Source organism: Zoogloea sp. JDB1 (assembly GCF_056724025.1).
This window is the reverse complement of sequence record NZ_CM161496.1, coordinates 772380-797923: the sequence shown is the minus strand read 5'-3', so window position 1 is coordinate 797923 and position 25544 is coordinate 772380. Positions and strand designations below refer to the sequence as shown.

Annotated in this window: 19 protein-coding genes; 11 read left to right on the top strand and 8 right to left on the bottom strand. The window is 63.9% G+C overall.

Annotated elements, in window-relative coordinates:
• The first annotated feature begins 15 nt into the window (after positions 1-15).
• The gene (locus AC1PPK_RS03470) at positions 16-2154 is read left to right on the top strand and encodes a sensor histidine kinase (protein WP_481116461.1); all 2139 of its coding nucleotides are present in this window, start codon (positions 16-18) and stop codon (positions 2152-2154) included.
• Complete coding sequence (locus AC1PPK_RS03465) at positions 2151-2750, top strand: response regulator transcription factor (protein ID WP_481116460.1); 600 nt, start codon at positions 2151-2153, stop codon at positions 2748-2750. Before AC1PPK_RS03470 ends, AC1PPK_RS03465 begins: the two co-directional genes overlap by 4 nt.
• A gap of 5 nt (positions 2751-2755) precedes the next feature.
• Here AC1PPK_RS03465 and AC1PPK_RS03460 read toward each other — a convergent pair whose 3' ends face one another.
• From AC1PPK_RS03460 to nirB, 8 genes are all read right to left on the bottom strand, one after another.
• Positions 2756-3448, bottom strand: coding sequence for an MgtC/SapB family protein (locus AC1PPK_RS03460; protein ID WP_481116459.1), 693 nt, complete (start codon positions 3446-3448; stop codon positions 2756-2758).
• A gap of 106 nt (positions 3449-3554) precedes the next feature.
• Positions 3555-4175 carry a glutathione S-transferase family protein gene (locus tag AC1PPK_RS03455; protein WP_481116458.1) on the bottom strand — a complete coding sequence of 207 codons (621 nt, stop codon included), beginning with the start codon at positions 4173-4175 and terminating at the stop codon, positions 3555-3557.
• Positions 4176-4252: 77 nt separating this feature from the next.
• Positions 4253-5503 carry a nucleoside recognition domain-containing protein gene (locus AC1PPK_RS03450; protein ID WP_481116457.1) on the bottom strand — a complete coding sequence of 417 codons (1251 nt, stop codon included), beginning with the start codon at positions 5501-5503 and terminating at the stop codon, positions 4253-4255.
• A 91-nt stretch (positions 5504-5594) separates the two neighbouring features.
• Complete coding sequence (locus AC1PPK_RS03445; protein WP_481116456.1) at positions 5595-6272, bottom strand: L,D-transpeptidase family protein; 678 nt, start codon at positions 6270-6272, stop codon at positions 5595-5597.
• 28 nt (positions 6273-6300) lie between these two features.
• Entirely contained in the window at positions 6301-8022 is a 1722-nt protein-coding gene (locus AC1PPK_RS03440; RefSeq protein ID WP_481116455.1) for a bifunctional protein-serine/threonine kinase/phosphatase, read from the bottom strand.
• 28 nt (positions 8023-8050) lie between these two features.
• Entirely contained in the window at positions 8051-8863 is an 813-nt protein-coding gene (locus tag AC1PPK_RS03435; RefSeq protein WP_481116454.1) for a formate/nitrite transporter family protein, read from the bottom strand.
• Between the two features lie 30 nt (positions 8864-8893).
• The gene (gene nirD, locus AC1PPK_RS03430) at positions 8894-9232 is read right to left on the bottom strand and encodes a nitrite reductase small subunit NirD (RefSeq protein ID WP_481116453.1); all 339 of its coding nucleotides are present in this window, start codon (positions 9230-9232) and stop codon (positions 8894-8896) included.
• 11 nt (positions 9233-9243) lie between these two features.
• Positions 9244-11781: a nitrite reductase large subunit NirB gene (gene nirB, locus AC1PPK_RS03425; protein WP_481116452.1), complete on the bottom strand. Its 2538-nt coding sequence runs from the start codon at positions 11779-11781 to the stop codon at positions 9244-9246.
• Positions 11782-12264: 483 nt separating this feature from the next.
• Here nirB and AC1PPK_RS03420 point away from each other — a divergent pair, with 483 nt between their 5' ends.
• The 9 genes from AC1PPK_RS03420 (at position 12265) to AC1PPK_RS03380 (ending at position 25448) form a co-directional block, all read left to right on the top strand.
• Positions 12265-13800: a diguanylate cyclase domain-containing protein gene (locus AC1PPK_RS03420; RefSeq protein WP_481116451.1), complete on the top strand. Its 1536-nt coding sequence runs from the start codon at positions 12265-12267 to the stop codon at positions 13798-13800.
• 384 nt (positions 13801-14184) lie between these two features.
• Positions 14185-14475, top strand: coding sequence for a hypothetical protein (locus tag AC1PPK_RS03415; protein ID WP_481116450.1), 291 nt, complete (start codon positions 14185-14187; stop codon positions 14473-14475).
• 345 nt (positions 14476-14820) lie between these two features.
• Positions 14821-18231 (top strand): type I restriction-modification system endonuclease, encoded by a 3411-nt coding sequence (hsdR, locus tag AC1PPK_RS03410; RefSeq protein ID WP_481116449.1) that lies wholly within the window; start codon positions 14821-14823, stop codon positions 18229-18231.
• Between the two features lie 17 nt (positions 18232-18248).
• Complete coding sequence (locus AC1PPK_RS03405) at positions 18249-19832, top strand: class I SAM-dependent DNA methyltransferase (RefSeq protein WP_481116448.1); 1584 nt, start codon at positions 18249-18251, stop codon at positions 19830-19832.
• Entirely contained in the window at positions 19829-20905 is a 1077-nt protein-coding gene (locus tag AC1PPK_RS03400; protein WP_481116447.1) for a PDDEXK nuclease domain-containing protein, read from the top strand. The genes AC1PPK_RS03405 and AC1PPK_RS03400 overlap by 4 nt, the downstream gene beginning before the upstream one ends.
• A complete protein-coding gene (locus AC1PPK_RS03395; RefSeq protein ID WP_481116446.1) occupies positions 20898-22478 on the top strand; it encodes a restriction endonuclease subunit S in 1581 nt (526 codons plus the stop codon). The genes AC1PPK_RS03400 and AC1PPK_RS03395 overlap by 8 nt, the downstream gene beginning before the upstream one ends.
• Positions 22468-24072: an AAA family ATPase gene (locus tag AC1PPK_RS03390; protein WP_481116445.1), complete on the top strand. Its 1605-nt coding sequence runs from the start codon at positions 22468-22470 to the stop codon at positions 24070-24072. Before AC1PPK_RS03395 ends, AC1PPK_RS03390 begins: the two co-directional genes overlap by 11 nt.
• Positions 24069-24926: an HNH endonuclease family protein gene (locus AC1PPK_RS03385; protein ID WP_481116444.1), complete on the top strand. Its 858-nt coding sequence runs from the start codon at positions 24069-24071 to the stop codon at positions 24924-24926. The genes AC1PPK_RS03390 and AC1PPK_RS03385 overlap by 4 nt, the downstream gene beginning before the upstream one ends.
• Positions 24927-25448, top strand: coding sequence for an IS4 family transposase (locus AC1PPK_RS03380; protein WP_481118179.1), 522 nt, complete (start codon positions 24927-24929; stop codon positions 25446-25448).
• Positions 25449-25544: the final 96 nt, after the last annotated feature.

The window sequence follows — 25544 nt, the reverse complement described above, 5'->3', positions numbered from 1 at the left end:
AATGCCGCTGCCGCGATGACGCCGACCGCCCGTTTTTCCTTTCTGCGCCACTGGCGCTGGGGCCTCGCCGCCCTGGCCGCGCTGCTGCTGATCGTGGCGGTGGGGCGCTGGGCGGAGCACCGCGAGTTCCAGCTCAAGGCCGCCACCCTGCGCCAGGCCGCTGCCGCGCATGCGCTGGGCCTGCGCGGCATCGTCGAGAAGCACGACTACCTGCCCTACGTGGCGGCGCGCCATCCTGACGTGCTGGGCCTGCTGCTGCACCCGGCCGACGCGGCGCTGCCGGACCGGGTCAATCGCTACCTGGCCGACCTGCAGCAGCGCACCGGCGCCGCGGCGTTGTTCGTCGTGGATGCCAACGGGCAGACGCTGGCGGCCAGCAACTGGGGCACGGCGACCAGCTTCGTCGGCCAGTCCTACCGCCAGAGGCCGTATTTCGAGGACGCGCTGCAGGGGCGGCGGGGGCTGTTCTACGGCCTCGGCCTGACCACCGGCCAGCCCGGCCTGTTCATCGCCGAGCCGGTGCGCAGCGGGGCGGCCATCGTCGGCGTGGCGGTGGTCAAGCTAGGGCTGGAGAGGTTGGAGCAGACCTGGTCGCGCAGCGTCGATCCGGTGGTGCTGCAGGACAGCCGCGGCATCGTCTTTCTGAGCTCGGTGCCGGAATGGCTGTACCACAGCGACCGGCCACTGCAACGTGCCGACCTGGACTGGCTGCGCCAGCACGGCCAGTACGGCGCACGGGAGCGCTATGAGCGCCTGCCGTGGCAGCTCGAACGCAATGGCGACGGGGACGGTTTCACCCTGCAGGCCAGCCTGCAGAACCGCCGCCGGGACTATCTCGCGGTGCAGACCACGCTGCCGGAGCTGGGCTGGACGCTGACCGTCACCAGCGATCTGATGGAGGTCCGCCAGGCCCGCCAGGAGGCCCTGGCCATCGCCACGCTGGCTGCTGCGTTGCTGCTGCTCGGCGTGCTGTACTGGCGTCTGCGCGAGAAGCGCTATGCGGAGCAACGCCAGGCCCGCCTCGAACTCGAACGCCGCGTGCAGGAGCGCACCCACGACCTGCAGGAGGCCCACGCTTTCCGCAAGGCGATGGAGGATTCCCTGCTGATCGGCATGCGCGCCCGCGACCCGCAGGGCCGCATCATCTACGTGAACCCGGCCCTGTGCGAGATGGTCGGCTACAGCCAGGAGGAGCTGCTCGGCTGCACGCCGCCTTACCCTTACTGGCACCCGGACGACCTGGACAAGCACATGCGCGAGAGCGACGACGCGCTGCAGGGCCGCGCCGCGCCCCACGGCTTCGAGTCGCGCGTCCGCCACCGGGACGGCCACGACGTGGTCACCATGGTCTACACCGCGCCGCTGATCGATGCCGAGGGGGAGCACCAGGGCTGGATGAGCTCGGTCGTCAACATCACCGCCCAGAAGCAGGCCGAGGCCCGCCAGCGCGAGCAGGAGCGTCAGCTGCAGCGCAGCGCGCGCCTGGCCAGCGTCGGCGAGATGGCGTCCACGCTGGCCCACGAGCTCAACCAGCCGTTGATGGCTTTGTCGAACTTCGCGGTCGCCGCCCGCGCGATGATCGGTCACTGCCCGCAGGACATGCTGGTGACGGCCCTCGACGAGATCGTCGAGCAGGCCACGCGGGCCAGCGAGATCGTCAAGCGGGTGCGCGCCTTCATCAATCCCCAGCGGGGGAGCTACGAGGGGCTGGCCATCGACGGCGTCATCGCCCATTCGCTGGCGCTGCTGCAGCCCGAGCTGCAGCGCAGCCGCGTGGCGATCCACAGCGCGCTGGCGGACGGCCTGCCGCCGGTACGTGGCGACCGGGTGTTGCTGGAGCAGGTGCTGGTCAATCTGATCCAGAACGCCGTGCAGGCCATGCACGACACGCCGCCGGCGCGGCGCCGCATCGAGTTGACGGCCCGCCAGGCCGGGCCAGCCGTCGAGGTGACGGTGGCCGACAGCGGTCCCGGCATCCCGGTCGAGCAGCTGGAGCAGGTCTTCTCGGCCTTCTTCAGCACCAAATCCGATGGCCTGGGGCTGGGCCTCAACATCTGCCGCACCATCGTCGAGGCCCACGGCGGCCATCTGGCGGTGGCCAACCGTCCCGGCGGCGGCGCCGCCTTCACCTTCACGCTGCCGACAAGCCCATGAAAGACACGCCGCTGACCCTCTACGTGGTGGACGACGACGAGGCCCTGCGTCGCTCGCTGCTGATGTTGCTGTTCTCCCAGGGGCTGGCAGTGCAGGCCTTCGAGTCCGGCGAGGCCTTCTTGGAAGCGGTGGACATGCGCCAGCCCGGCTGCGTGATCCTCGACCTGCGCATGGGCGGCATCAGCGGCTTGGAGGTGCTGGAGCGCCTGCGCCTCGGCCACAGCCCGCTGGTGACGCTGTTCTTGTCCGGCCACGGGGACATTCCCACCGCGCTGGAGGCCATGCGCAATGGTGCCTACGACTGGGTCGTCAAGCCGGACACCCAGCAGCTGCTGCAGAAACTGCCCGCCGCGATGGCCGAAGCGCGGGCCCGCAGCACCGCGCTGCGCCTGTGGGCCGAGCTGACCCCGCGGGAGCGGGAGGTGGCCCGCCTGGTCGGCGTCGGCCAGCCCAACAAGGAAATCGCCCGCCTGCTGGTGCCGCCGTGCAGCCCGCGCTCGGTGGAAACCCACCGGGCCAACCTCTTCGCCAAGCTGCAGGTGGCCAACGACAACGAACTGGGACGCTGGCTGGCGTCCCATCCCTGGCTGGCCTGACGACCTCAGTCGCCGGTCGGCGACACCCGGAAGGTGCGCAGCCGTGGCATCTCGCGCAGGGCCTCGACGAGCCGGGCGGTGTTCTCGGCGCGGGTGGTCCGGATGACCATCTTGTATTCGAAGGACAGGCCGTCGTCGGTGACGCGGTAGCTCATGTTGGCGATGGTGAAGCCGTGTTGGTCCAGGAAGCTGCGCACCTCGCTCTCCGGCATCACGTCGTCGCGGTTGAAGCGCAGGTAGTGATGGGCGTAGGAATGGGACGGCAGGCGCGCCTCGATCCAGCGGAAGGCCGACAGCACGCCGAGGGTCAGCGCCGTCGCCAGCACGGCGGGCAGGTAGAAGCCGACGCCGATCAGGATGCCGATCGCCGCGGTGATCCAGATCGACGCCGCGGTGGTCAGCCCCCGCACGCTGAGCCCTTCCTTGAAGATCACGCCGGCCCCGAGGAAACCGATGCCGGTCATGATCCCCTGGGCCATGCGGGTCGGGTCGGTGCGTATCGTGTCCATCGCCACGCCGGGCAGCCAGTTCCACTGGTAGAGCGTCACCAGCATCAGCAGGCTGGAGGCGAGGCACACCAGGGTGTGGGTGCGGAAGCCCGCCGGTCGGGCGTGGAAGCTGCGTTCCATGCCGATGATGCCGCCGGCGAGTACGGCTCCGAAGAGATGCAGGGCGATGGGTTCGATGTCGCTCGTCATGGACGCCTCCTTGCTGGTCAGGATGGGTACATGACAGTCATGTTAAGTTCGTGTGACAGCGGGGGCAACCGGGGATCGCGGCCCGTCAGTGGATCCCCGGCGCGCGTCAGCCGGGGATCGGCAGCGGGTCCATGTCCTTGAAGCCTGGGATCGCCGCCACGCGGGCCAGCCAGGCCCGGATGTTGGGGTAGGGGGCGAGGCTGATGCCGCCCTCCGGCGCGTGGGCGATGTAGGCGTGGCAAGCCAGATCGGCCAGCGTCGGGTGGTCCGCGGCGAGGAAGCTGCGATCTGCCAGATAGGTTTCCATGAAACCGAAAAGGCGTGCGGCGATGGCCTTGGCGGCGGCCAGATCGCCGGGCAGGTTCCACTGGCTGATCGCCCGCGCGATAGCCGGGCCGAAGCGGACCTCGGCGGAGGCGATCGACAGCCAGCGCTGTACCTCGGCGCGGGTCAGCGGATCGCGCGGCAGCCACGGGCTGTCCGGTGCGTATTTCTCCGCCAGGTAGATGAGGATCGCGGTGCTGTCGCAGATCACCGCGTCGCCATCCACCAGCACCGGGATCTGCCCCAGCGGGTTCAGCGCCAGGAATTCCGGCGTCTTGCGCACATCGGCTGTCGCCGTTTGATAGGTGTAAGGCAGACCCAGCAGGGTCAGGAAAACCTCGACCCGGTGGGCATGGCCCGACGGCGGGGTTCCGTACAGGGTGATCGAAGCAGTGCTGCTCATCGTTTTTCCTCGGCGTGATGGGGAGGGGAAATGCTGAATGGTTTGCCGGTGCATGGCAACCGGCAAATCCGGCCCGTTCACCCACCGTGATAGAACAGGTAACCCACGATGATTGCCCCCACCAGCCCGACGAAATCGGCGATCAGGCCGCATGCGACGGCGTAGCGGGTGCGGGTGATGTTGACGCTGCCGAAATACACCGCCAGCACGTAGAAGGTGGTTTCGGTCGAGCCCTGGATGATGGCGGCGAGGCGGCCCTGGAAGGAGTCGACGCCGTAGGTCGTCATCACGTCCACCATCAGCCCGCGGGCGCCGCTGCCGCTGAGGGTCTTCATCAGGCCGACCGGCAAGGCCGGCACGAAGTCCGCATTGATGCCGAGGGCCACCACAACATGGCGGATGCCGCCGATCAGGTAGGCCATGCAACCGCTGCTGCGGAAGATCGAGATCGCCACCAGCATGGCGATCAGGTAGGGAATGATCTGCACCGCGACGCCGAAGCCGTCCTTGGCGCCCTCCACGAAGGACTCGTAAACGTCCACACCGCGCCACGCGGCGACGCCGACGAACAGCACGATCAGCGAGACGATGATGCCGCTGCCGAGCAGGCCGATCATCTGCGCCATCTCGGCCGGTGGCAGCGGCGCCAGCCATGCGTACAGGCCGCCCATCAGCAGCCCGAAGCCGGCGAAGAAGGCCAGCATCGGGGCGGACAGCAGGTTGATGCGCTGCCAGGCGGCCACCGCGACCAGGCCGGCACAGAAGGAGATGAAGGTGCTGATCAGCGTCGGCAAGAAGATGTCCGCCGCGTTGAAATGGGTCAGCCCCTGCTGCACGGCCATGCTCTGGCGGATTGCGATCACCGACGTGGGGATCAGTGTGATGCCCGCCGTGTTGAGCACCAGGAACATGATCATCGGGTTGCTTGCGGTGTCCTTGCGCGGGTTGATCTCCTGCAGCTCCTGCATTGCCTTGAGGCCCAGCGGCGTGGCGGCGTTGTCCAGGCCGAGCAGGTTGGCACTGAAGTTCATGACGATGCTGCCGCTGGCCGGATGGCCCGGCGGAATGTCCGGGAACACGTGGCGGAAGAAGGGCGCGACGAGCCGCCCGAAGAGCTGGATCAGGCCACCTTTCTCGCCGATCTTCATTACGCCCAGCCACAGGCTCATGACGCCGGCGAGGCCGAGGGCGATCTCGAAGCCGCTCTTGGCGGTGTCGAACAGACCGGTCAGCAGGCGAGAGAAGATGTCGAAATCGCCCTGGACGGTCTGGACCAGGGCCGCGACGAAACCGACGAGGACAAACGCGACCCAGATCCGGTTGAGCACGATGACGGGAGTGGCCCGGCGCCTTGCAGGGCGTGGGCGGGGAAGGATTGAAGTGCCGGCAGTCTATCGGCGGTGCCGGCGCCTGTCACCGCTAGGGCAGGCTCCAGGCCTGTCGGTAGTGCTCGAATTCTGCGTCGGGCAGCTGCACCAGCAGCGGCTGGCGGGCGCCGTCCAGCCAGTTGGCTACGGTCTGCATGTCGGCCAGGCTCATGGCGGTGCAGCCCGCTGTCGGTGTGTCCGGCGTTTCCCACACGTGCAGGAAGATGCACGAACCCGCCCCCGGCAGCGGTGGCGAGCTGTTGTGGGCGACCACTGCGCCGACCTCGTAGCGCCGATCCAGGCGCAGCATGTCCTCGCAGGAGGCCCAGTTGACCGCCACCGCGGATTGGTCCACGAGGCAGTTGTAATGGGCCGAGGCCGGATCGTCGATGCACTTGAGCCCAGGCCGCGCGGCGAAGTAGGGCAGGCGCAGCCCAGCCGTCCACCCGTCGCCCGCCGCCGCGTAGCCGAACAGCCCCGTTATCGCAAACACTCCGGCCGGTGCCCGGCCATCGCCCTCGCATTTGCCGGGGCCGTCCACCGGCGGATGTACGCCGCGCCCCCACGCCATGCCGCTGCGCCCGAGCGTCACCGGGATCGGCGAGCCCACCGCCTGCCAGTCCTCGTTGGCGCTCCGTTCGAAGCGCTGCAGGTGACCGGCCGGCGCGTTCCAGTCAGGGGAAAGGCACAGCAGCAATTGGGTGGAACTTGCAGGAATCACCGGGTTCATTGCCGGGTGTCTTTGTAACCCCGGCCGCCTAACGTACGGCCAGCACTATTACCACGAGCATCAGAAAAACCGTAGTGCACTTCCAGAACAGCACCGGATTACGCTCGATCAGCGGTGTTGTCCGCTGGTCGCGGAACTGCTGGCCGGGGGCGTGCAGGTCGTGGACGAATTCGGAGACGACTTCCTGGCGTTTGCCGGGATTGACCTGCAGCGCCTTGCCCAGCACCGCGTCCACCCACGGCGGCAGATCGGGCCGGTGGTGGCGCAGCGGCACGTAGCGCAGCCGGCGCAGGTCCTGCGGGCTGCGCACGCGGGCCGCATCGAGTCCGTAGGGCAGCTGGCCGCTGAGTATTCGGTAAGTGAGCGCGGCGAGGGCGTAGAGGTCGGTGCGCGGGCTGCCGGGGTGGCCGAGCAGGCATTCCGGCGCCAGGTATTGCAGCGTGCCGGGGGCCGCGTCGGCGTGGCTGTCGGGGCGGTCCTCGGCCAGGCCGGCGACGTGGACGGTGGCCAGGTCGATCAGCTTGACGGTGCCGTGCCGGTCGATCATCACGTTCTCGGGGCGCAGGTCCTGGTGCACCATCTCGCGCCGGTGCAAGGCCTGCAGGCCCTGGCCCAGCTGCGCGACGATGCCGCGCACGCTGTCCAGCGTCGGCTGCGGGTGGTCCACCATCCACTGGGCGAGGGTCTGGCCGTCGATGTATTCCATCGCCACGTAGAGGTGGCCGCGCGGCCGTTCGCCGGCCCAGGCCTTGATGACGTGGGGGCTGTCCACGCGGCGGGCGACCCATTCCTCCAGCACGAAGCTGTCCAGGTAGGCGGCGTCTTCGCGCCGGTCGACGGATGGCGCCTTGAGCACCACCGCCGCGCCGCTGGCGTCATCGACGGCGAGGAAGACGTGGCTGCGGGCGCTGACCTGCAGCTCCCGCACGATGGTGAAGCCCTCGAAGGCCATCTGCGGCGCAAGGAGCGGCGGCAGCGCCAGCCCGTCGCGGCGCAGGTCGGCGCGCGGTGCGCCGGCCTCGGGCAGCGCGTCGATGCGTAGCAGCTGCAGCGTGGCGTCGTCGCTGCTGCCGCGCAGGCGGGCCTGCTCCACCAGCCAGGCCGCGGCGGCGTCCAGGTCTTGTGGATGACGCTGCAGCGCGTCGTGCACCGTCGTGGCGTCCAGCTGGGCATAGGCGCCGTCGGTGGCGAGCAGGTAGAGCTCGCCGGCCTCAGCCTCCCAGCTGCGGTAATCGATTTCGATGTTCGGGCCGGTGCCCAGCGCACGGCCCAGGTAGGACTCGACGGACGACAGCCGGACCCGGTGGTCCTCGGTGAGTTGTTCGAGGGCCTGGGCATGGACGCGGAAGATGCGCGAATCGCCGACGTGGAACAGGTGCAGGTCGCGGCCCTTGAGGATCAGCGCGCTGAAGGTGCACACATAGCCCCGGTCCTTCTCGAAGCGGGCGTCGCTGCCGATCGTCTGGGAATGCAGCCAGGAGTTGGCCGCGCTCAGCACCCGCTCGGCGGCCCGGCGCACCGACCAGGCCTCCGAGGTGGCGTAATAGTCTTCGAGGAAGGAGCGGACGGCGGTCTGGCTGGCCAGCTGGCTAACCCGGCTGGAGCTGATGCCGTCGGCAATCGCCAGCGCGATGCCCTTGCCGGCGAGCTGGCTGCCCTTGGGCAGCACGGCGCCGTGGAAGTCCTGGTTGGCGTCGTGGGTCCCGGCCAGGGAGGCCTGGCCGAGACTCACGCGCAGGGTTGCCGACATGGGGCGGCGGTTTGTGCGTCCGGGCCGATCAGGCGGCGCGACGCTTGGGGGCGGTCTTGTAGTGGGTGGAGTACAGCGTGGCGCCGACGAAGGTCAGGCCGCCGACCACGTTGCCGAGCACGGTCGGGATCTCGTTCCAGATCAGGTAGTCCATGAAGGTGAAGTTGCCACCCAGCATCAGGCCCGACGGGAACAGGTACATGTTCACCACGCTGTGCTCGAAGCCCATGTAGAAGAACACCAGGATCGGCATCCACATGCCGATGACCTTGCCGGACACGCTGGTGGACATCATCGCGGCGACCACGCCGGTGGACACCATCCAGTTGCACATCACCGCGCGCACGAACAGCGTCAGCATGCCTGCCGCGCCGTGGGCGGCGTAGCCGACGGTACGGCCTTCGCCGATGTGGCCGATCTTCTGGCCGATGGCGTTGGGCGCCTCGGAGAAGCCGTTGGTGAAGATGATCGCCATGAACACCGCCACCGTCAGCGCACCGGCGAAGTTGCCGGTGAACACCAGGCCCCAGTTGCGCAGCACGCCGCCCCAGGTGGCGCCGGCGCGCTTGTCGAGCACCGCCAGCGGGGCCAGCGTGAACACGCCGGTGAGCAGGTCGAAGCCCATCAGGTAGAGCATGCAGAAGCCGACCGGGAACAGCAGCGCGCCGATCAGCGGGTTGGCGGTGTTCACCGACACTGTTACCGCGAAGGCGGCGGCGAGGGCCAGGATCGCGCCGGCCATGTAGGCGCGGATCAGGGTGTCGCGGGTGGACATCAGCAGTTTGGATTCGCCGGCGTCCACCATCTTGGTGACGAACTCGGCGGGAGCGATATAAGCCATGTCAGTTCCTTTCTGAATGCGAGGCGGGGCTCAACCCAGGGCGACCAGCACGCGCTGGTCGTCGATGCGCACCGAGTGGGCGCGCACCGAGTGTTCAGGGGCCTCCAGGCACTCGCCGGTGTTCAGGTCGAAGTGGTTCTTGTAGAGCGGCGAGGCGACCACGACGTGCTCGCCGAGGCTGCCCAGCAGGCCGCGGGACAGCACGCTGGCGCCGGACTTCGGGTCCACGTTGTCGATGGCGTAGAAGTCGGACTGGCCGACACGGAACACCGCCACGTGGCGGCCTTCCACCAGCGCGCAGACGCCGGTATCGGGCAGGATGTCGTCCACCTTGCAAACGGTGGTCCAGATGAGGGAGTCGATGCACATATTGGGTCTCCTCAGGCGGGAATGGCGGTGTCGTCAAGCTCGGCGGCGGGGCGCTCATCGGCGCGGGCGGGGCGGATCTGGCCGCGCTCCTCCACGAAGATGATGTGCTCGTCGGCCTTGTCGCTATTGACGAAGGAGCGGAAGCGCTGGCGCACCTCGGGGGTGGTGACGGCGGTCTTCCACTCGCACTGGTAGGTGTCCACCACGTGCTGCATCTGGCTTTCCAGCTCGGCGGCGAGGCCCAGGCTGTCGTTCACCACCACGTCCTTCAGGTAGTCCAGGCCGCCGTCCAGGTTGTCGCGCCAGGTGCTGGTGCGCTGCAGGCGGTCGGCGGTGCGCACGTAGAACATCAGGAAGCGGTCGATCAGTTGTACCAGCCGGTCCTTGGTCAGGTCGGCGGCGAGCAGCTCGGCGTGGCGCGGCTTCATGCCGCCGTTGCCGCACACGTAGAGGTTCCAGCCCTTCTCGGTGGCGATGATGCCCACGTCCTTGCCCTGGGCCTCGGCGCATTCCCGCGTGCAGCCGGACACGCCGAACTTGATCTTGTGCGGCGCGCGCAGGCCCTTGTAGCGGTTCTCCAGCTCAACGGCGAGGCCGACGCTGTCATCCACGCCGTAGCGGCACCAGGTGCTGCCGACGCAGCTCTTCACGGTGCGCAGGGACTTGCCGTAGGCGTGGCCGGATTCGAAGCCGGCGGCGATCAGCTCTTCCCAGATCAGCGGCAACTGCTCGACACGGGCGCCGAACAGGTCCACCCGCTGGCCGCCGGTGACCTTGGTGTACAGGCCGTACTTCTTGGCCACCTGGCCGACGGCGATCAGGCCGTCCGGCGTCACCTCGCCGCCCGGCATGCGCGGCACCACCGAGTAGCTGCCGTCCTTCTGGATGTTGCCGAGGAAGTAGTCGTTGCTGTCCTGCAGGCCGGCCAGCTCCTTCTTCAGCACGAACTCGTTCCAGCAAGACGCGAAGATGCTCGCCGCGGCCGGCTTGCAGATGTCGCAGCCGAGGCCCTGGCCGTGCTTGGCCAGCAGCTCGTCGAAGGTCTTGATCTGGCCGACCTTGATGAGGTGGAACAGCTCCTGGCGCGAGTAGGAGAAGTGCTCGCAGATGTGGTTGTTCACCGCCATGCCCAGGCGGCCCATCTCGGCCTTCATCACCTGCGTCACCAGCGGCACGCAGCCGCCACAGGTGGCGCCGGCCTTGGTGCAGGCCTTCAGCGCGCCGATGGTGGTGGCACCGTCGGCCACCGCCGCGCAGATCTGGCCCTTGCTGACGTTGTTGCAGGAGCAGATCTGGGCGCTGTCGGGCAGCGCATCCACGCCCAGGCCGGGCTTGGCCTTGCCGTCGCTGGACGGCAGGATCAGGAATTCCGGGTCGGCCGGCAGCGCGATGCCGTTGAGGGCCATCTGCAGCAGCGTGCCGTACTCGTCGGCGTTGCCGACCAGCACCGCGCCGATCAGCTGCTTGCCGTCGGCGCTGGTGACGATCTTCTTGTAGATCTGCTTCACCTCGTCCATGTAGCGGAAGCTGCGGCAGCCGGGCGTGCGGCCCTGCGCGTCGCCGATGCTCGCCACGTCCACACCCATCAGCTTGAGCTTGGTACTCATGTCGGCGCCGCCGAAGGCCGCGTCGGTCTGGCCGCAGATGTGGCGGGCAGTTACGCGGGCCATGTCGTAGCCGGGGGCGACCAGGCCGAACAGCTGGTCCTTCCACGCCGCGCATTCGCCGATCGCGTAGATGTCCGGATCGGTGCTGCGGCAGTGGTCGTCCACCGCGATGCCGCCGCGGGCGCCGACGGCCAGCGCGTTCTGGCGGGCCAGCTCGTCGCGTGGGCGGATGCCGGCGGAGAACACGATCATGTCGGTCTCGAGATAGGTGCCGTCGTCGAACACCATGCGGTGGCGCGCGCGGGCGCCGTCGGTGATCTCCGTCGTGTGGCGGCTGGTGTGCACATGCACGCCCAGCTCCTCGATCTTGTTGCGCAGGATGCGGCCGCCGTCGTCATCCACCTGCACCGCCATCAGGCGCGGCGCAAACTCGACCACGTGCGTCTCCAGGCCCAGGTCGCGCAGGGCCTTGGCGCATTCCAGGCCGAGCAGGCCGCCGCCGACCACCACGCCGGTGCGCGAACGCTTGCCGCACTCGGTCATGGCCTCCAGGTCCTCGATGGTGCGATAGACGAAGCAGTCGGCCCGGTCGGCGCCACGCAGCGGCGGCACGAAGGGCACGGAGCCGGTGGCGAGCACCAGCTTGTCGTAGGGCAGCACCTCGCCGTCGGCGGTGGTCACCGTCTTCTTGCGGCGGTCGATGGCGCTGGCGCGGGTCTTCAGGCGCAGCGCGAAGCCGCTCTCGTCGAAGAAGCCGGGCGCCACCAGGGACAGCTCGTCGGCGCTCTTGCCGGCGAAGAATTCGGACAGATGGACCCGGTCGTAAGCCGCGCGCGGCTCCTCGCACAGGACGCTGACTTCAGTGGGGACGGATGCCAGTTGGTGAAGTTCTTCGAGGAACTTGTGGCCCACCATGCCGTGGCCAACAACGATGATTTTCATATTCGATCCTGCGAGTCCGGCTCCACCGGAAGCCTCACAGGATCACCGACGATTCACGGACGTGAATGGCACGGCGCATCAAGGGCCCCCGCAGAACGCGGCTCAAACTCGGGTTGGAACTGGCGAGCGGCGCCAACAGAGGCATCCTGCTCACTCGAATCCCGCCGTCGTTGGCGGAGGCAAATTTCCCCTTCGGCAGCGTTGCCAGCCGGGGTCTGGTTTCTCTCTAGCAAGAGGTGGGCCAGCCCCGGATTACGCGGAAAATGGGCGGTGAGCGGGGCTTGGGGGTGGAAAAGCGCTGGAGGATGCACTTGGCTGGTGCAGGGGGCACGGGTTTGGAGCGAGGCGGCTTGAGGGCCGGTGTGACACCAAAGTTTGCCGGAGTGAGGCAGCACCCAGCGCATAATTGTGCAAATGCCTTGTCATGTTTTGTGTCGTTGCCTGTGGCCCCTGCTTTTCACTACCCTGCTGGGGGCTCCCGGCATGGTCTGGGCGTTGGAAAAAGTCTCCCTGCAGCTCAAGTGGAGCCATGCCTTCCAGTTTGCCGGCTATTACGCGGCGCTGGAGAAGGGCTATTACCGGGAGGCCGGCCTGGATGTCCAGTTGCGTGAGGCCACGCCGGGTGTCGACCCGCTGCAGGCGGTGCTGACCGATCAGGCCCAGTACGGCGTTGGCACCAGCAGCCTGCTGCTGGCCCGCAGGTCGGGCAAGCCGGTGGTCGTGCTGGCGGTGATCTTCCAGCATTCCCCGCTGGTCCTGATTGCGCGCCAGAACGGCGCGGACAACGGCACCCAGGCCATCCATGACATCGTTGGCAAGCGCGTCATGATCGAGCCGCAGTCGGACGAGTTGGTCGCCTACCTCAAACAGGAAGGCATCACGCTGGATCGCCTGGTCCAGCTGCCCCACAGCTTCAAGCCGGAAGACCTGATCGAAGGCCGGGTCGACGCCATTTCCGCCTACGTCAGCAACGAGCCTTACTACCTGGACCGCGCCGGGTTCGACTACCAGGTCTATACGCCCCGGGCCGGCGGTATCGATTTCTACGGCGACAACCTGTTCACCACCGAGCAGGAGCTGAAGGCCCATCCGGAGCGCGTGCGCGCCTTCCGGGAGGCCAGCCTGCGCGGCTGGCAGTATGCGATGCAGCATCAGGAGGAGATCGCCGATCTGATCCTGGCCAGGTACTCCACGCAGCATCCGCGCGGCTTCTATCTCTTCGAGGCCCAGCGCATGGCCTCGCTGATGCGCACCGATCTGGTTGAGGTCGGCTACATGAACCGCGGGCGCTGGCGCCATATCGCCGACACCTATGCCGAAATCGGGCTGCTGCCCGGCAACTACTCCCTGAATGGTTTCCTTTACGAGCCCAACGCCCCGCGCGACCCGACGACGCTGTACATCGCGCTAGGGCTCTTGGCCGGCGTCAGTGCCCTGGCCGTCTACATCTACCGTATCAACCACCGCCTGCGCCGCGCCCTCGACGAGAGCCGGGCCGCGGAGGGCCACATCCGTCATCTGGCGCAGCACGATCCGCTGACCGACCTGCCCAACCGCGCGCTGTTTTCCGACCGCCTCGAGCAGGCTCTGGCCAACGCGAAGCGCGATGGCCAGCTGCTGGCCGTCATGTTCATGGATCTGGACGACTTCAAGCAGATCAACGACAACCTGGGGCATTGCATCGGCGACTGCCTGCTGCAGCAGGTCGCCCTCCGCCTGCGCCACAGCCTGCGCGAATCCGACACCGTGGCGCGGGTGGGCGGCGACGAGTTCATCCTGCTCCTGCGCAACATCACGGACGCGCCCGATGCCCTGGCCGTCGCGCAAAAACTCGGCGCAGCCCTCGCCGCGCCCTTCGAGATCGACGGCCATGCCATCACGATCTCCGCCAGCATCGGTATCGCCCTCTATCCCGAGCACGGCCTCGGCAGCATCGAATTGCTCAAGCATGCCGATGAAGCCATGTACGAGGCCAAGCGCGCCGGCCGCAACCGGGTGCGGATCTTCGCGCAGGCTTGACGCTCTCCGTCACCCACCCGATACTCGCCGCCGTCGCTGCAACAACAGCGAACGGGTTTGGCGACCCGGACCGACAAAGGCGGACGTAAGCCGCAATGCGGCTTTTTTTGTCCGTGCACCCTTGGTGCGCTCATGATCAATGGCGGGCCGGGTGGGGAGGGCTTCGGCCCTGCCGGTTCCTTTGTCCCGGTTCGCCAACCCCGCTTTGGCCCGCCCCCCGTTTGGCGACGGGGAGCGGAAATGCCCTTCGACAAAGGAGTTTTGCACCATGGCTTTCATCGCCCTGGCGTACGCACGCCCGCACGCATCCGTCCCCGCTTCGACCAGGTCCCCATCCGATTACCTGCCTCCGCGCTGCAAACCCAATGAGGGGAGGGCACCGCAATGAGCACAGCGATGAACTTCCCCGCGCCCGGAGACCGCCTCTACGTCCTCGCCGACGATGCCGATACGCTCACCCTCACCGACCAGCTCAGCGCCCGGCAGGCCCAACTCCAGGCCCTTCTCGCCATGACCCGCGGCAACGCCGGCGAGGTCTTCCGGCGCATGGACGCCGAACTCCAGGAGAACTACCTGTGGGCCTGCGGAATGATCGTGGACGAGGCCAGGGAGTTGATGGTGCTGATTCAGCGTCGGGAGGGTGGTTGGCGCGCAGGGGCGGAGATAGAGCGCTGAACTCCCAGCGCTTCAAGTGAGAGGGATGGCAGGACGAGAGCTGTACGGGTCTGCCATCTGTCCAAAAGGAGGCGTTACGCATTCTGGGTGTGACAGATCGCCCAAGTGGATGGATGTCAATGGATGTAGTATCGCCATCCACGAGTTCCTTGCATGCCATTCAGATGAATGGTCGTTGAGTTCACACGTGAGCATGGTTGCATCACTAAGTGCGATGCAATTCGACGGACCAATGGAAATCGCAAAACGCCCACACCGTATTTTCGGGCACGAGTAGATGGAGGCTGCGTGGACCTTCATGGCATTGCCTTGGATGTCTGGCGCGAGTTCAGATAGAGGGCATTCATGACCAGTCTTGGCCGTCAAAGCAATTTTTCGCAGCTCAAGGCGCACGACGAGCAGCTTGAGAGATTGGGCTTGCTAGCCGAGCGCTACTTCGCCGATGACCCGAATACCTGTCTCCTGAAACTTCGCCAACTCGCGGAGGGCATGTCCCAGTCGCTGGCTTCCCGGGTCGGCATATTCACTTCAGCGGATGAAAGGCAGATTGATCTGCTGCGCCGCCTGCAAGACCATGGAATTCTGCCCCGTGAAGTCGGCGGGCTCTTCCACGAGATTCGTAAAGCTGGCAACGATGCAAATCACAATCTGGGAGGAGACCATCGTACTGCCCTAATGGCGATGCGCCTGGCCTGGCAATTGGGTGTTTGGTTTCACCGAACGTTCAAGGATCCTGGGTTCAAGTCCGGCCCCTTTATTCCGCCGTCGCCACCGGCTGATGAAAGCTCCGAGCTCAAGAGTGAGCTTGAGGCCCTGCAGCGGGAGCTCGATGCGTTCCGGGCCGCCCACCAGGATGCGACATTGGCGCTGGCGGCAACGCAGGCGCGTGTGCAGCGGACCGAGGAAGAGAGCGCCATCTGGGAAGCGATGGCGGTCGAGGCAGAGACAGCCAAACATGAACTGGTGCAACGTCTCGAGGCGATGCAGGCGCAGGCCAGTGCGCAGCCGCCGCAAGCGGTGGCGCGACTGGTTGAGGCAGCCAACAACGCGGCGATCACGCTCAAATTGAGCGAAGCCGATACCCGCAAGATCATTGACGAACAGCTTGCTGTTGCCGGCTGGACTGCGGATTCAACCCGTCTGACCTTTAGCAGGGGTGCGCGGCCGCAACGCGGCCAGAATATGGCGATCGCCGAGTGGCCAACCGAAACTGGGCCGGCAGACTACGTGCTGTTCATTGGATTGCAGCCGGTCGCGGTCGTTGAAGCCAAGCGCAAACACCTCGACGTTTCCGCTGCCCTTCAGCAGGCCAAGCGCTACAGCCGCGGTTTCAAACCGTCGTCCGAAACCGAGCTGCCGCCCACCAACTATGGCGCCGACGGTACTTTTCGCGTGCCGTTTTCCTTTTCATCCAATGGTCGCCCCTATCTTCGCCAGTTGGCGCAACAGAGCGGCGTCTGGTTCTGTGACCTGCGCCGGCCGAACAACCTGAGCCACGCCTTGGACGGCTGGTATACGCCCGAAGGCCTCAAGGCCCTGCTGCAGCAAGATAGTGCCCGTGCGCATGCCGAACTCGATCGAACTGCCTTCGACTACGGTTTTCCCTTGCGTCCCTATCAGGAGAACGCCATCCGTGCTGCGGAGGCGGCTATCGCTGACGGCCAGCACGCCATTCTGCTGGCCATGGCCACCGGCACCGGCAAGACCAAAACCTGCATCGCGCTCATCTATCGCCTGCTCAAGGCTCAGCGTTTCCGTCGCATCCTATTTCTGGTTGATCGTTCCGCCCTTGGGGAACAGGCGGCCAATGCGTTCAAGGACACGCGAATGGAAAAGCTGCAGACCTTCGCTGACATATTTGGCATTAAGGAACTGGAGCATCCACACCCGGACGACGATACCGCTGTACATATCGCCACCGTGCAGGGCATGGTCCAGCGTGTTCTGTACACGGCGGAAGATGTCGCGCCGCCCCCCATCGATCAATACGACTGCATCGTCGTCGATGAATGCCATCGTGGCTATCTGCTGGATCGTGAGTTGTCGGAAACTGAGCTGAGTTTCCGCGGTTACGAAGACTACATCTCCAAATACCGGCGCATTCTCGACTATTTCGATGCAGTCAAGATCGGCCTTACGGCCACTCCAGCGCTGCATACCACGCAGATTTTTGGTGCACCGGCCTACACTTACAGCTACCGCGAAGCGGTGATCGACGGCTATCTGGTCGATTACGAACCGCCGGTGCAAATCCACACCGAGCTGTCTACGCAAGGGATGACCTGGCGGGTTGGCGAACCGGTCAAGGTTTACGACACCGGCCGCCAGCAGATCGAGCTCTTCAAGACACCCGACGAAATCAAACTCAAGGTTGAGGATTTCAACCGCAAGGTCATCACCCGTGCCTTCAATGAAGTCGTTTGCGATTACCTGGCCGAGGAGCTGGACCCGGCATCACGCCGCAAGACACTGATCTTTTGCGTCAGCGACAGTCACGCTGATCTGGTGGTTGACCTCCTCAAACACGCCTTCGAAAAGCAATACGGTAGCGTCGATGACGACGCCGTGATCAAGATCACCGGCGCTGCTGACAAGCCCCTGCAGCTGATCCGCCGCTACAAGAACGAGCGCCTGCCCAATGTTGCCGTCACCGTGGACCTGCTGACCACTGGAGTGGACGTGCCTGAAATTTGCAATCTGGTCTTCCTGCGGCAGGTGAGCAGCCGCATCCTGTTCGACCAAATGCTTGGCCGCGCCACCCGGCTGTGCGATTTCGGCGGCGCTGAGGACAAGGAGTCCTTCCGCGTCTTCGACGCGGTGCGTATCTTTGAAGCCGTGGGCGAGATGACCGCCATGCAGCCGGTGGTCGCCAATCCCAAGATCGGTTTTGCCCAATTGGCCAAAGAACTCTCCACCCTCCAGGATGAGGCGGCAACTGTTCTGGCCCGCGATCAGTTTCTGGCTAAGCTGCAACGCAAGAAACGCCACCTCTCGGCACAGGACCGGCAGGCTTTCGAAGCCAAGGCAGGCATGGCGCCCCAGGATTTCATCCAGCAGTTGAAGTCCCTGCCGCTGGCCGACGTGGCCAATTGGTTCATCCAGCGCCCTGGCCTGGGCGAACTGCTCGACCGTCAATCTGGCGGTATGCCCCGTACCCTGTACGTATCCGATCACCCGGACCGTTTCGAGCGTGCCGAGCGCGGTTATGGCAAGGCGCACAAGCCGGAAGACTACCTGCGCGAGTTTGGCGATTACCTCAAGAGCCACGGCAACGAAATCCCGGCTTTGCTCACTGTGCTCACCCGCCCCCGAGACCTGACCCGCGCCCAGTTGCGTGAACTGGTGCTGGCGCTGGATGCCGCCGGCTTCACTGAAACCAGTCTCGCCACCGCCTGGCGCGAACTCACCAACCAGGACATCGCCGCCCGCATCGTCGGCTACATCCGCCAGGCCGCCATTGGTGACCCCTTGCTGCCCTATGGGGAGCGTGTCGACCGCGCGCTGCAGCACTTGCTGGCCCAGCCGCCCGGTGGTCTGTCCTGGACCACACCGCAGCGGGACTGGCTCAAGCGCATCGCTGCCCAGACCAAGGCCAATGTGCTGGTAGACTGCGCCGCCCTGGACGACCCTGACCTCATCTTCAAACGCGAAGGCGGTGGTTTCAGTCGCCTCGACAAGATTTTCAACGGTCAGCTCCAGCCCGTGCTGGCCGCATTCAATGACGCGCTTTGGGCCACCCAACCCAAATCTGCCTGAGATACACCGTAACAACCATGACCAACCGTACAGCCGCCATCGACATTGGCGCAAAACTCTGGTCGCTCTGCCATGTGCTGCGCGACGATGGGGTGACCTACCACCAGTACCTCAGCGAGCTGACTTACCTCCTGTTCCTGAAGATGATGAAGGAAACGGGCCAGGAAGACAGGCTAAAGGTGTGGAAGCGGCCCAAAAAGAATGAAGCGCCAGTCGAACAGCCCGGCACCCGATGGGACGACCTGCTGAATGCTTCAGCCCCTGAGCGTCTGGATACCTACAAGGAAATGCTGCTGGATTACGGGCTGCACGGCCGCGGTGCGGTGCAGGAGGTGTACGCCAATGCCAACACCTTCATTACCAAACCTGCCACCCTCAGCAAGCTGGTGACGGATATTGACGCGCTGGACTGGTACAGCGTCGACCGCGATGACCTGGGCGACCTCTATGAAGATCTGCTGGAGCGCAACGCGGGCGAAAAGAAGAGTGGTGCCGGCCAGTACTTCACGCCCCGTCATCTGATTGACGCCATCGTCGCCACGATGAAGCCGCAACTCACCGACGTGATTCAGGATCCGGCAGCCGGGACATGCGGATTCCTGATTGCAGCAAACAATTACTTGCGCAGCCACAATGACTTCGATGGCCTCGACGACACCGCGCAGCGCCATTACCGTCGTGACACCTTCTACGGCATGGAGCTGGTGCAAGACACCCACCGCCTGGCACTGATGAACATGCTCCTGCACGGCATCGAAGGCGGCGTGATCTACGGTGACACCCTCAGCGACGACTACAAAGAGCTCCCGCCGGCCTCGCTGATCCTGTCCAATCCGCCCTTCGGCACCAAGAAAGGCGGTGGTCTGCCCACCCGTGGTGACCTCACCCACATCACCAGCAACAAACAGTTTGCCTTCCTGCAGCACATCTACCGTGGCCTCAAGCCCGGCGGTCGGGCAGCCGTGGTACTGCCGGACAACGTGCTGTTTGAAAGCAACATCGGCACCGATATTCGCCGTGACCTGATGGACAAGTGCAACCTGCACACCATCCTGCGCCTGCCCACCGGCATCTTCTACGCCCAGGGCGTCAAGACCAATGTGCTGTTCTTCACCCGTGCTGAAACGGACAAAGGCAACACCAAGGAAGTCTGGGTCTACGACATGCGCGCCAACATGCCCCAGTTCGGCAAGCGCACACCTTTCAGCCGCAACTACTTCCGCACCCCGGCCGACGCGCCCGCCGAAGTTCTCCGCGACAAGTTTGAGGACGTTTTCGGTGCCGACCCGTTGGGGGGCCCCGAGGCACTGGCTCTCCGTGTGGATACTGGTGAAACCGGTCGCTGGCGCAAATTCTCCCGCGAACAGATCGCCGCCCGTGGCGACAATCTGGACATCAGCTGGCTCAAGGACGACAGCGCGGAAGCCGCCGACGCCCAGCGTGACGAGCCCGCCCTGGTCGCTCGGCTCGCCCTGCGCGAACTGAATGCCGCCATCTCCGAATTGCGTGCCCTGCTCGACGAACTGGGTGAAGACCCCGACCTGGCGCTGGATGACCTCCTGCCCGACGATGAGGAAAGCGATAGCGGAGTTCCAGCATGAACGAGCAGGCATCGCCCCCGGCGCATCCGCTGGAACCCCTGCACGACGAACTGCGCGACCTGATCGCCACCAGCCGTCAACGTCTGGCTGCTACGGTCAATGCAGAACTCACGCTGCTCTACTGGCGCATCGGCCAGCGTCTGGCAACCGAAGTGCTGGGCGGCGAACGTGCCCGCTACGGTGCCCAGTTGATGGACCGCCTCGGCGAGCGTCTGGCCGGCGAATTCGGCCGCGGCTTCGAGGCCAAGAATCTGCGCCGCATGGTGCAGTTTGCCCAGGCTTTTGCCGAAGCCTCAATTGTCGCGACGCTGTCACGACAATTGAGCTGGAGCCATGTGGTCGCTCTTTTACCGCTCAAGTCGGCCGAAGCCCGACAGCACTACGCCGAACAGGCAAGCCTGGAGCGCTGGAGCGTGCGCGAACTGCGCCAGCAGATCGAACGCAAGGCCTTCGAGCGTCGGGTCATTGCCAGCGCCCAGGCTCCCGAGATCAACGCCTTGGTTGCGACCACCGCCTCATCCGTTGCCGGCACATCGCCCGCACAGGTCTTCAAGGACCCGTACTTCCTTGATTTCCTCGGCCTGCGTCAGGGGCACGACGAAGCCGACCTGGAAACCGCCATCCTGCGCCAGCTCGAAGCCTTCATCCTCGAACTCGGCCGCGGCTTCGCCTTCGTCGAGCGCCAGAAACGCATGGTCATCGACGGCGAGGACTTCTACCTCGACCTGCTCTTCTTCCACCGCCGCCTGCGCCGGCTGGTCGCTATCGAACTCAAGCTCGGCCGCTTCAAGGCCGCCCACAAGGGCCAGATGGAGCTTTATCTCAAATGGCTGGACAAGCACGAGCGTCAGCCTGACGAAGAAGCCCCCATCGGCCTCATCCTCTGCGCCGAATCCAGCCGCGAACAGGTGGAACTGCTGCAAATGCACAAGGACGGCATCACCGTCGCCGAATACTGGACCGAGCTGCCGCCCAAGGCGGAACTGGAGCAGCGCCTGCATGCGGCGCTGTTGGAGGCACGGGAAAGGTTGGCGAGGCGAGGCGTGTTGTTAACGGGGGGCGAAGATGAGTGATTTGCCAGATAGCTGGATAACTGCGCCGTTGGGGGAATTGCTCTCTGCCATCGTCGGCGGAGGTACGCCGAGTAAGGCAAACCCCGGTTATTTCCAAGGTTCCATTCCGTTCATGACTGTCAAGGACATGCATGAACGTTTTATCACGGACACCCAGGATCACATTACCGAGCAGGCGCTTGAGTCTAGTGCCAGCAGCCTTATTCCTGCCGATACGCTAGTAGTTGCAAGCCGCATGTCGCTGGGCAAGGTCGCTAGACCACGGATTCCAGTTGCAATTAACCAGGATCTGAAGGCACTTTTCCTGCATGAGGGGATCGATAAAACCTATATCGAGTACGCTTGGCGGGCCAAAGAGTCGCAGATTCAGGCCATGGGCACAGGAACGACTGTCAAAGGTATTCGGCTGGAAGATATTCGTGGGCTAGAGATACCGGTTGCACCGAGTCCGGAGCAAACCTGTATCGCCGACCAACTCAACAAACTTCTTGCCCGTATTCAGGCCTGCAACAATCGCCTCGACGCCATTCCCGCCTTGCTCAAACGGTTTCGGCACGCGGTACTGGTAGCAGCAACATCCGGGGCGCTGACTGATGGTGATAACCCTGGAGCCAGTTGGCCCGATACCACTATCGGCTCAATCACCGTTGATTTGCGTTACGGAACTTCCAAGAAGTGCGATTACTCATCTGTCGGTACGGGTGTCCTGCGTATCCCAAACATTGCTGACCAAGGGCGCATAGACATTGGCGACCTGAAGCGTGCGGAGTTCGACAGCAAGGAAATAAGCAAGCTAGCCTTGCGTGAAGGTGATTTACTGGTTATTCGCTCCAACGGCAGTGTCAACTTGGTAGGCAAGACCAGTCTTGTAACGGTCTCTGAATCGGGTTTGCTCTTTGCTGGTTATCTCATGCGTTTGAGAGTTGACCCAGCGCAGGCGCTGCCGGCATTCATCCAACTGTGCTTGTCTGCACCAGCACAACGCCAGTACATAGAACGCACAGCGAAATCCACCAGCGGAGTCAATAACCTCAATGCGGAGGAACTTCGAGCGCTGCGTCTTCGTCTCCCGTCCCTAACGGAACAAATGGAAATCGTCCGCCGCGTCGGAGCCCTGTTCAAGCTCGCCGACCGGATCGAAGCTCGCTACATTGCTGCACGCGCTCAGGCCCAACGCCTTTCCCCGCTGCTGCTGTCCAAAGCCTTTCGCGGTCAGTTGGTGCCGCAAGACCCCAACGATGAACCCGCTAGCGTATTGCTGGAACGGATCGCGACAGAGAGAGAGAAGGCTGCTGCCCAGCCACGCCCACGCAAATCAACCGCCGGGCGCCAACCCGTCCGTGCGCCCAAGGAGAATGCCGCCATGACCAAAAGTCGCCAGGATGACGACGTGCAGGGCCAGCCCTATCTGGCCCGACATCTGCGACTGATCGGCGGGATAGCACCAGCCGAGGTCTTGTTCAAGGCATCAGAATTGCCGGTGGCTGATTTCTATAAGCAACTTGCATGGGAAGTAGCGAACGGCCATTTGCGCGATGGCAAGACAGTGCTGGAGTTGGGTGATGCGGCTTGACAAAGTCTATATCGACGGCTTCAAAAATTTGAAGCAACTGACGGCGGATTTCGATGAGAGTCGCCTGACGACGGTGGTGATTGGCCAGAACGGGACAGGAAAATCAAATTTCATTGAGGCCCTGACAGCAGTATTTAGTCATGTGGATTTGCGCAGTGCCAACCTGCGATTCAGGTATCGGGTCACCTATCGCATTCAGCCACGCAAGGCTAAGGCCGGAGAACTGGCCTGCGTGGTTCTGAGCAACATGCCGGGAGAAGCTGCCATAGAGATCGATGGCAAGGCTGTGACGAGAGCGGAATTTGAGCGAAATAAGGCCGAGTGGTTTCCCGATCTCATCTTGGGGTACTACTCCGGCAGCGGGCATCGGCTGGAGAGCGTATTCGACAAGCATCAAACCAATTACTACAAGGCCATTGCACGTAATAACGATGAAGACGCTTGCTACCAAGCTCTGTTGGCAAGGCGGCTGTTCTATTGCCGTCATGTCCACGGCGTTATGGCCTTGCTGGCGCAGTTTGTTTTTCCCGATGCTGAAGCCAATAGCCTGCTCAAAGATGTAGTGCGCATCACCGGTTTTCACTCAGCTCTTGCCCTGTTTCGGGAACCTTGGTATGCCAAAGGCGGGCGAGACAAAAAGCGTGAAGATGCCGGGGATTTTTGGGGTGCAGATGGTCCGGCGGGACGGACTGCGCACCTGCTGAAGTCATTGGCCTTCCATCCTTTCGGACTTACTGGCGATCCCATCGACGACTATCGCGATAAGCGAAAGGACGAAACCCAGTTCGCCACTTTTCTGAAAGATTCATCCGTCATCCAGTTGCTGAAGGAGGCTTTCAGTGACGATGCAGATCTCTTCTACGCGTTGGAGGCCCTAGACGTCTCTGATCTAATTCGCGACTTGAATGTCTGGGTTACGCGTGAGAACGATGCGAGCGGTGACATCGAGTACGGAGACCTGTCCGATGGAGAGCGACAACTCCTTATGGTGATGGGGTTGCTGCGCATTGCGCGTGGGAAGCGAGTCCTGTTCCTTCTCGATGAACCGGATACCCACCTGAACCCGCATTGGCAGCACAGCTACCTCCGACTCATTGAAAGATGGACTGGTACTGCTGCGGATGCAGACAACTGCCACATCATTCTGACTTCGCACAATCCGCTGACCATTTCAGCTTTGACGCGCGATGAAGTGCGGGTGATGACTACTGAAGATGATGGCCGAATCAGCGTTTTCCCCCCTTACGCTGATCCGAAGGGGATGGGCTTTACGGCCACGCTGACCGAGATTTTCGGATTGGCGACGAGCTTGGATGTTGATACTCAGCGTCTGGTCGATGAGCGTAACGAGCTTGTGCAACTTGCTGAGCGCAACAGTGTGCAACAGCGCCGGCTCATTGCGCTGAATGATCAGCTTGCCCGACTCGGCTTCCTGAATGAAGACCGAGAGCCGCTGTACCAGGACTTCCTGCGCGCTTGGCACGACCTGCGCTACGCAGACAGGCCGCCCCTGACATCCGCCGATGTGGAGGCGCGGCAGCGCGCGATGAAGGAACTGATCAAGCAACTGACTACCTCGGAGGCCAAGCAGTGATTTACGTCCGCCGAGATCCGGCCCTGATTCCGGAGAAGGTGCTGCGCGTCGCTGAGCGCGCGCAGACAAAGCTGGATGCTCTCACGCCGGAGATGCGTGCGGAGTTCATCGAGAAGAAGTCCCATGTGTGGCGCGGGTTTGCTCGCTACCTGGCCAAGATGTCGTACGGCAAGTGCTGGTATTCCGAGAGCGACTGTGTTCAGTCTTTCAAGGACGTGGACCACTACCGCCCGAAAAAGCAGGCCAAACGTACCGACGCCGAGAGTGACGAGGGCTACCCTTGGCTCGCCTTCTCGTGGGACAACTTTAGGCTTTCGGCTCAGCGCTCGAATCAGATCAATCGTAACGACGCCACTGATGAAGTAGTTGGCAAGGGTGCTTGGTTCCCGCTGATGCAAGACAGTAAGCGTGCGACATGGGATGAACGTTGCATTGACGATGAGCTCCCCGTGCTGCTGGATCCCGCCAAGTTGGCAGACGTGAGGCTCATCGAGGTCACCGCAACCGGAAAGATGGGGCCGACCCGGTTCTGCTTGGGTGAGTACGAGCGAGCCCGTGTCAACGGCACTGTCAAGCTGCTGGGGCTGGACCTGCCCGGCCTAGTCTCGGCGCGGCTACGGACCATGCGTTTGGTCCAGGAGATTGTGGAGCTCGTTGAGCAGAACAAAACCGCTGCAGAACTGAGCAATGCAGCGTCTGCATTCGTATCCACGCACCTACGAGCTGATAGTCAGCTGGACATGTTGCAGAGGCTAAGCACGCCGGATCAACCGTTCGCGTCGGCCGCGAGAGCTCAGCTCAAATTGATGGGGTACGAGGACTTGTGCCTCAGGCTCGAACAGGCAGGGGGGTGAATCGCCCGAGAGAAGGCGCCACCGAGCGAACATGACAGAATCGACTGGAAGCTGCTGACAGACCTGCCCGTTGTTACCTCGGAGGACGCCATCGAGAAACTGAACTGGTACGCGCTACGTTGGAAAATCGAAGTCTTTCACAAGATCCTCAAGTCCGGCTGCAAGGTCGAAGAGTCGAGGCTGCGAACGGCAGAAAGGCTGGTGAACCTGATTGCAGCCCTGTGCGTCCTGAGCTGGCGAATCTTCTGGATGACCATGATGAACTGCTCGGCACCGAATGGCATACCCGAACTCGTGTTCACTCCACTGGAAGTGCGGATCCTCAATGAGTTGATGCCGCGGTACGGTCGCATCAAGCCCGCACTGTCAGAGTACCTCGTGTGTCTGGCAAAGCTTGGCGGCTACCTGGACCGGGCTCATGACCCTCCCCCAGAAAACACTGTTATCTGGAGAGGCTTATCCAAGCTGAACGACATTGTCCTGGGAGCGCAAATTGGTATCAAAATTGTTGTGGGTAATTGAAAGAATCGCCGGGGGCTTACCGACCACCACGCAACCTCCACCTGAATTTCAGAAAGTACCTTGGCTGCGACTGGAGCTGCATGGTGCGCCTGCCAC

Bases quoted from the DNA above. Each gene is read 5' to 3' on its own strand.
- hsdR (WP_481116449.1), top strand. From the start codon at position 14,821: ATGACCAGTCTTGGCCGTCAAAGCAATTTTTCGCAGCTCAAGGCGCAC.
- AC1PPK_RS03445 (WP_481116456.1), bottom strand. From the start codon at position 6,272: ATGAACCCGGTGATTCCTGCAAGTTCCACCCAATTGCTGCTGTGCCTT.
- AC1PPK_RS03440 (WP_481116455.1), bottom strand. From the start codon at position 8,022: ATGTCGGCAACCCTGCGCGTGAGTCTCGGCCAGGCCTCCCTGGCCGGG.
- nirD (WP_481116453.1), bottom strand. From the start codon at position 9,232: ATGTGCATCGACTCCCTCATCTGGACCACCGTTTGCAAGGTGGACGAC.
- AC1PPK_RS03405 (WP_481116448.1), top strand. From the start codon at position 18,249: ATGACCAACCGTACAGCCGCCATCGACATTGGCGCAAAACTCTGGTCG.
- AC1PPK_RS03395 (WP_481116446.1), top strand. From the start codon at position 20,898: ATGAGTGATTTGCCAGATAGCTGGATAACTGCGCCGTTGGGGGAATTG.
- nirB (WP_481116452.1), bottom strand. From the start codon at position 11,781: ATGAAAATCATCGTTGTTGGCCACGGCATGGTGGGCCACAAGTTCCTC.
- AC1PPK_RS03400 (WP_481116447.1), top strand. From the start codon at position 19,829: ATGAACGAGCAGGCATCGCCCCCGGCGCATCCGCTGGAACCCCTGCAC.
- AC1PPK_RS03465 (WP_481116460.1), top strand. From the start codon at position 2,151: ATGAAAGACACGCCGCTGACCCTCTACGTGGTGGACGACGACGAGGCC.
- AC1PPK_RS03460 (WP_481116459.1), bottom strand. From the start codon at position 3,448: ATGACGAGCGACATCGAACCCATCGCCCTGCATCTCTTCGGAGCCGTA.
- AC1PPK_RS03420 (WP_481116451.1), top strand. From the start codon at position 12,265: ATGGTCTGGGCGTTGGAAAAAGTCTCCCTGCAGCTCAAGTGGAGCCAT.
- AC1PPK_RS03435 (WP_481116454.1), bottom strand. From the start codon at position 8,863: ATGGCTTATATCGCTCCCGCCGAGTTCGTCACCAAGATGGTGGACGCC.
- AC1PPK_RS03470 (WP_481116461.1), top strand. From the start codon at position 16: ATGACGCCGACCGCCCGTTTTTCCTTTCTGCGCCACTGGCGCTGGGGC.
- AC1PPK_RS03455 (WP_481116458.1), bottom strand. From the start codon at position 4,175: ATGAGCAGCACTGCTTCGATCACCCTGTACGGAACCCCGCCGTCGGGC.
- AC1PPK_RS03390 (WP_481116445.1), top strand. From the start codon at position 22,468: ATGCGGCTTGACAAAGTCTATATCGACGGCTTCAAAAATTTGAAGCAA.
- AC1PPK_RS03415 (WP_481116450.1), top strand. From the start codon at position 14,185: ATGAGCACAGCGATGAACTTCCCCGCGCCCGGAGACCGCCTCTACGTC.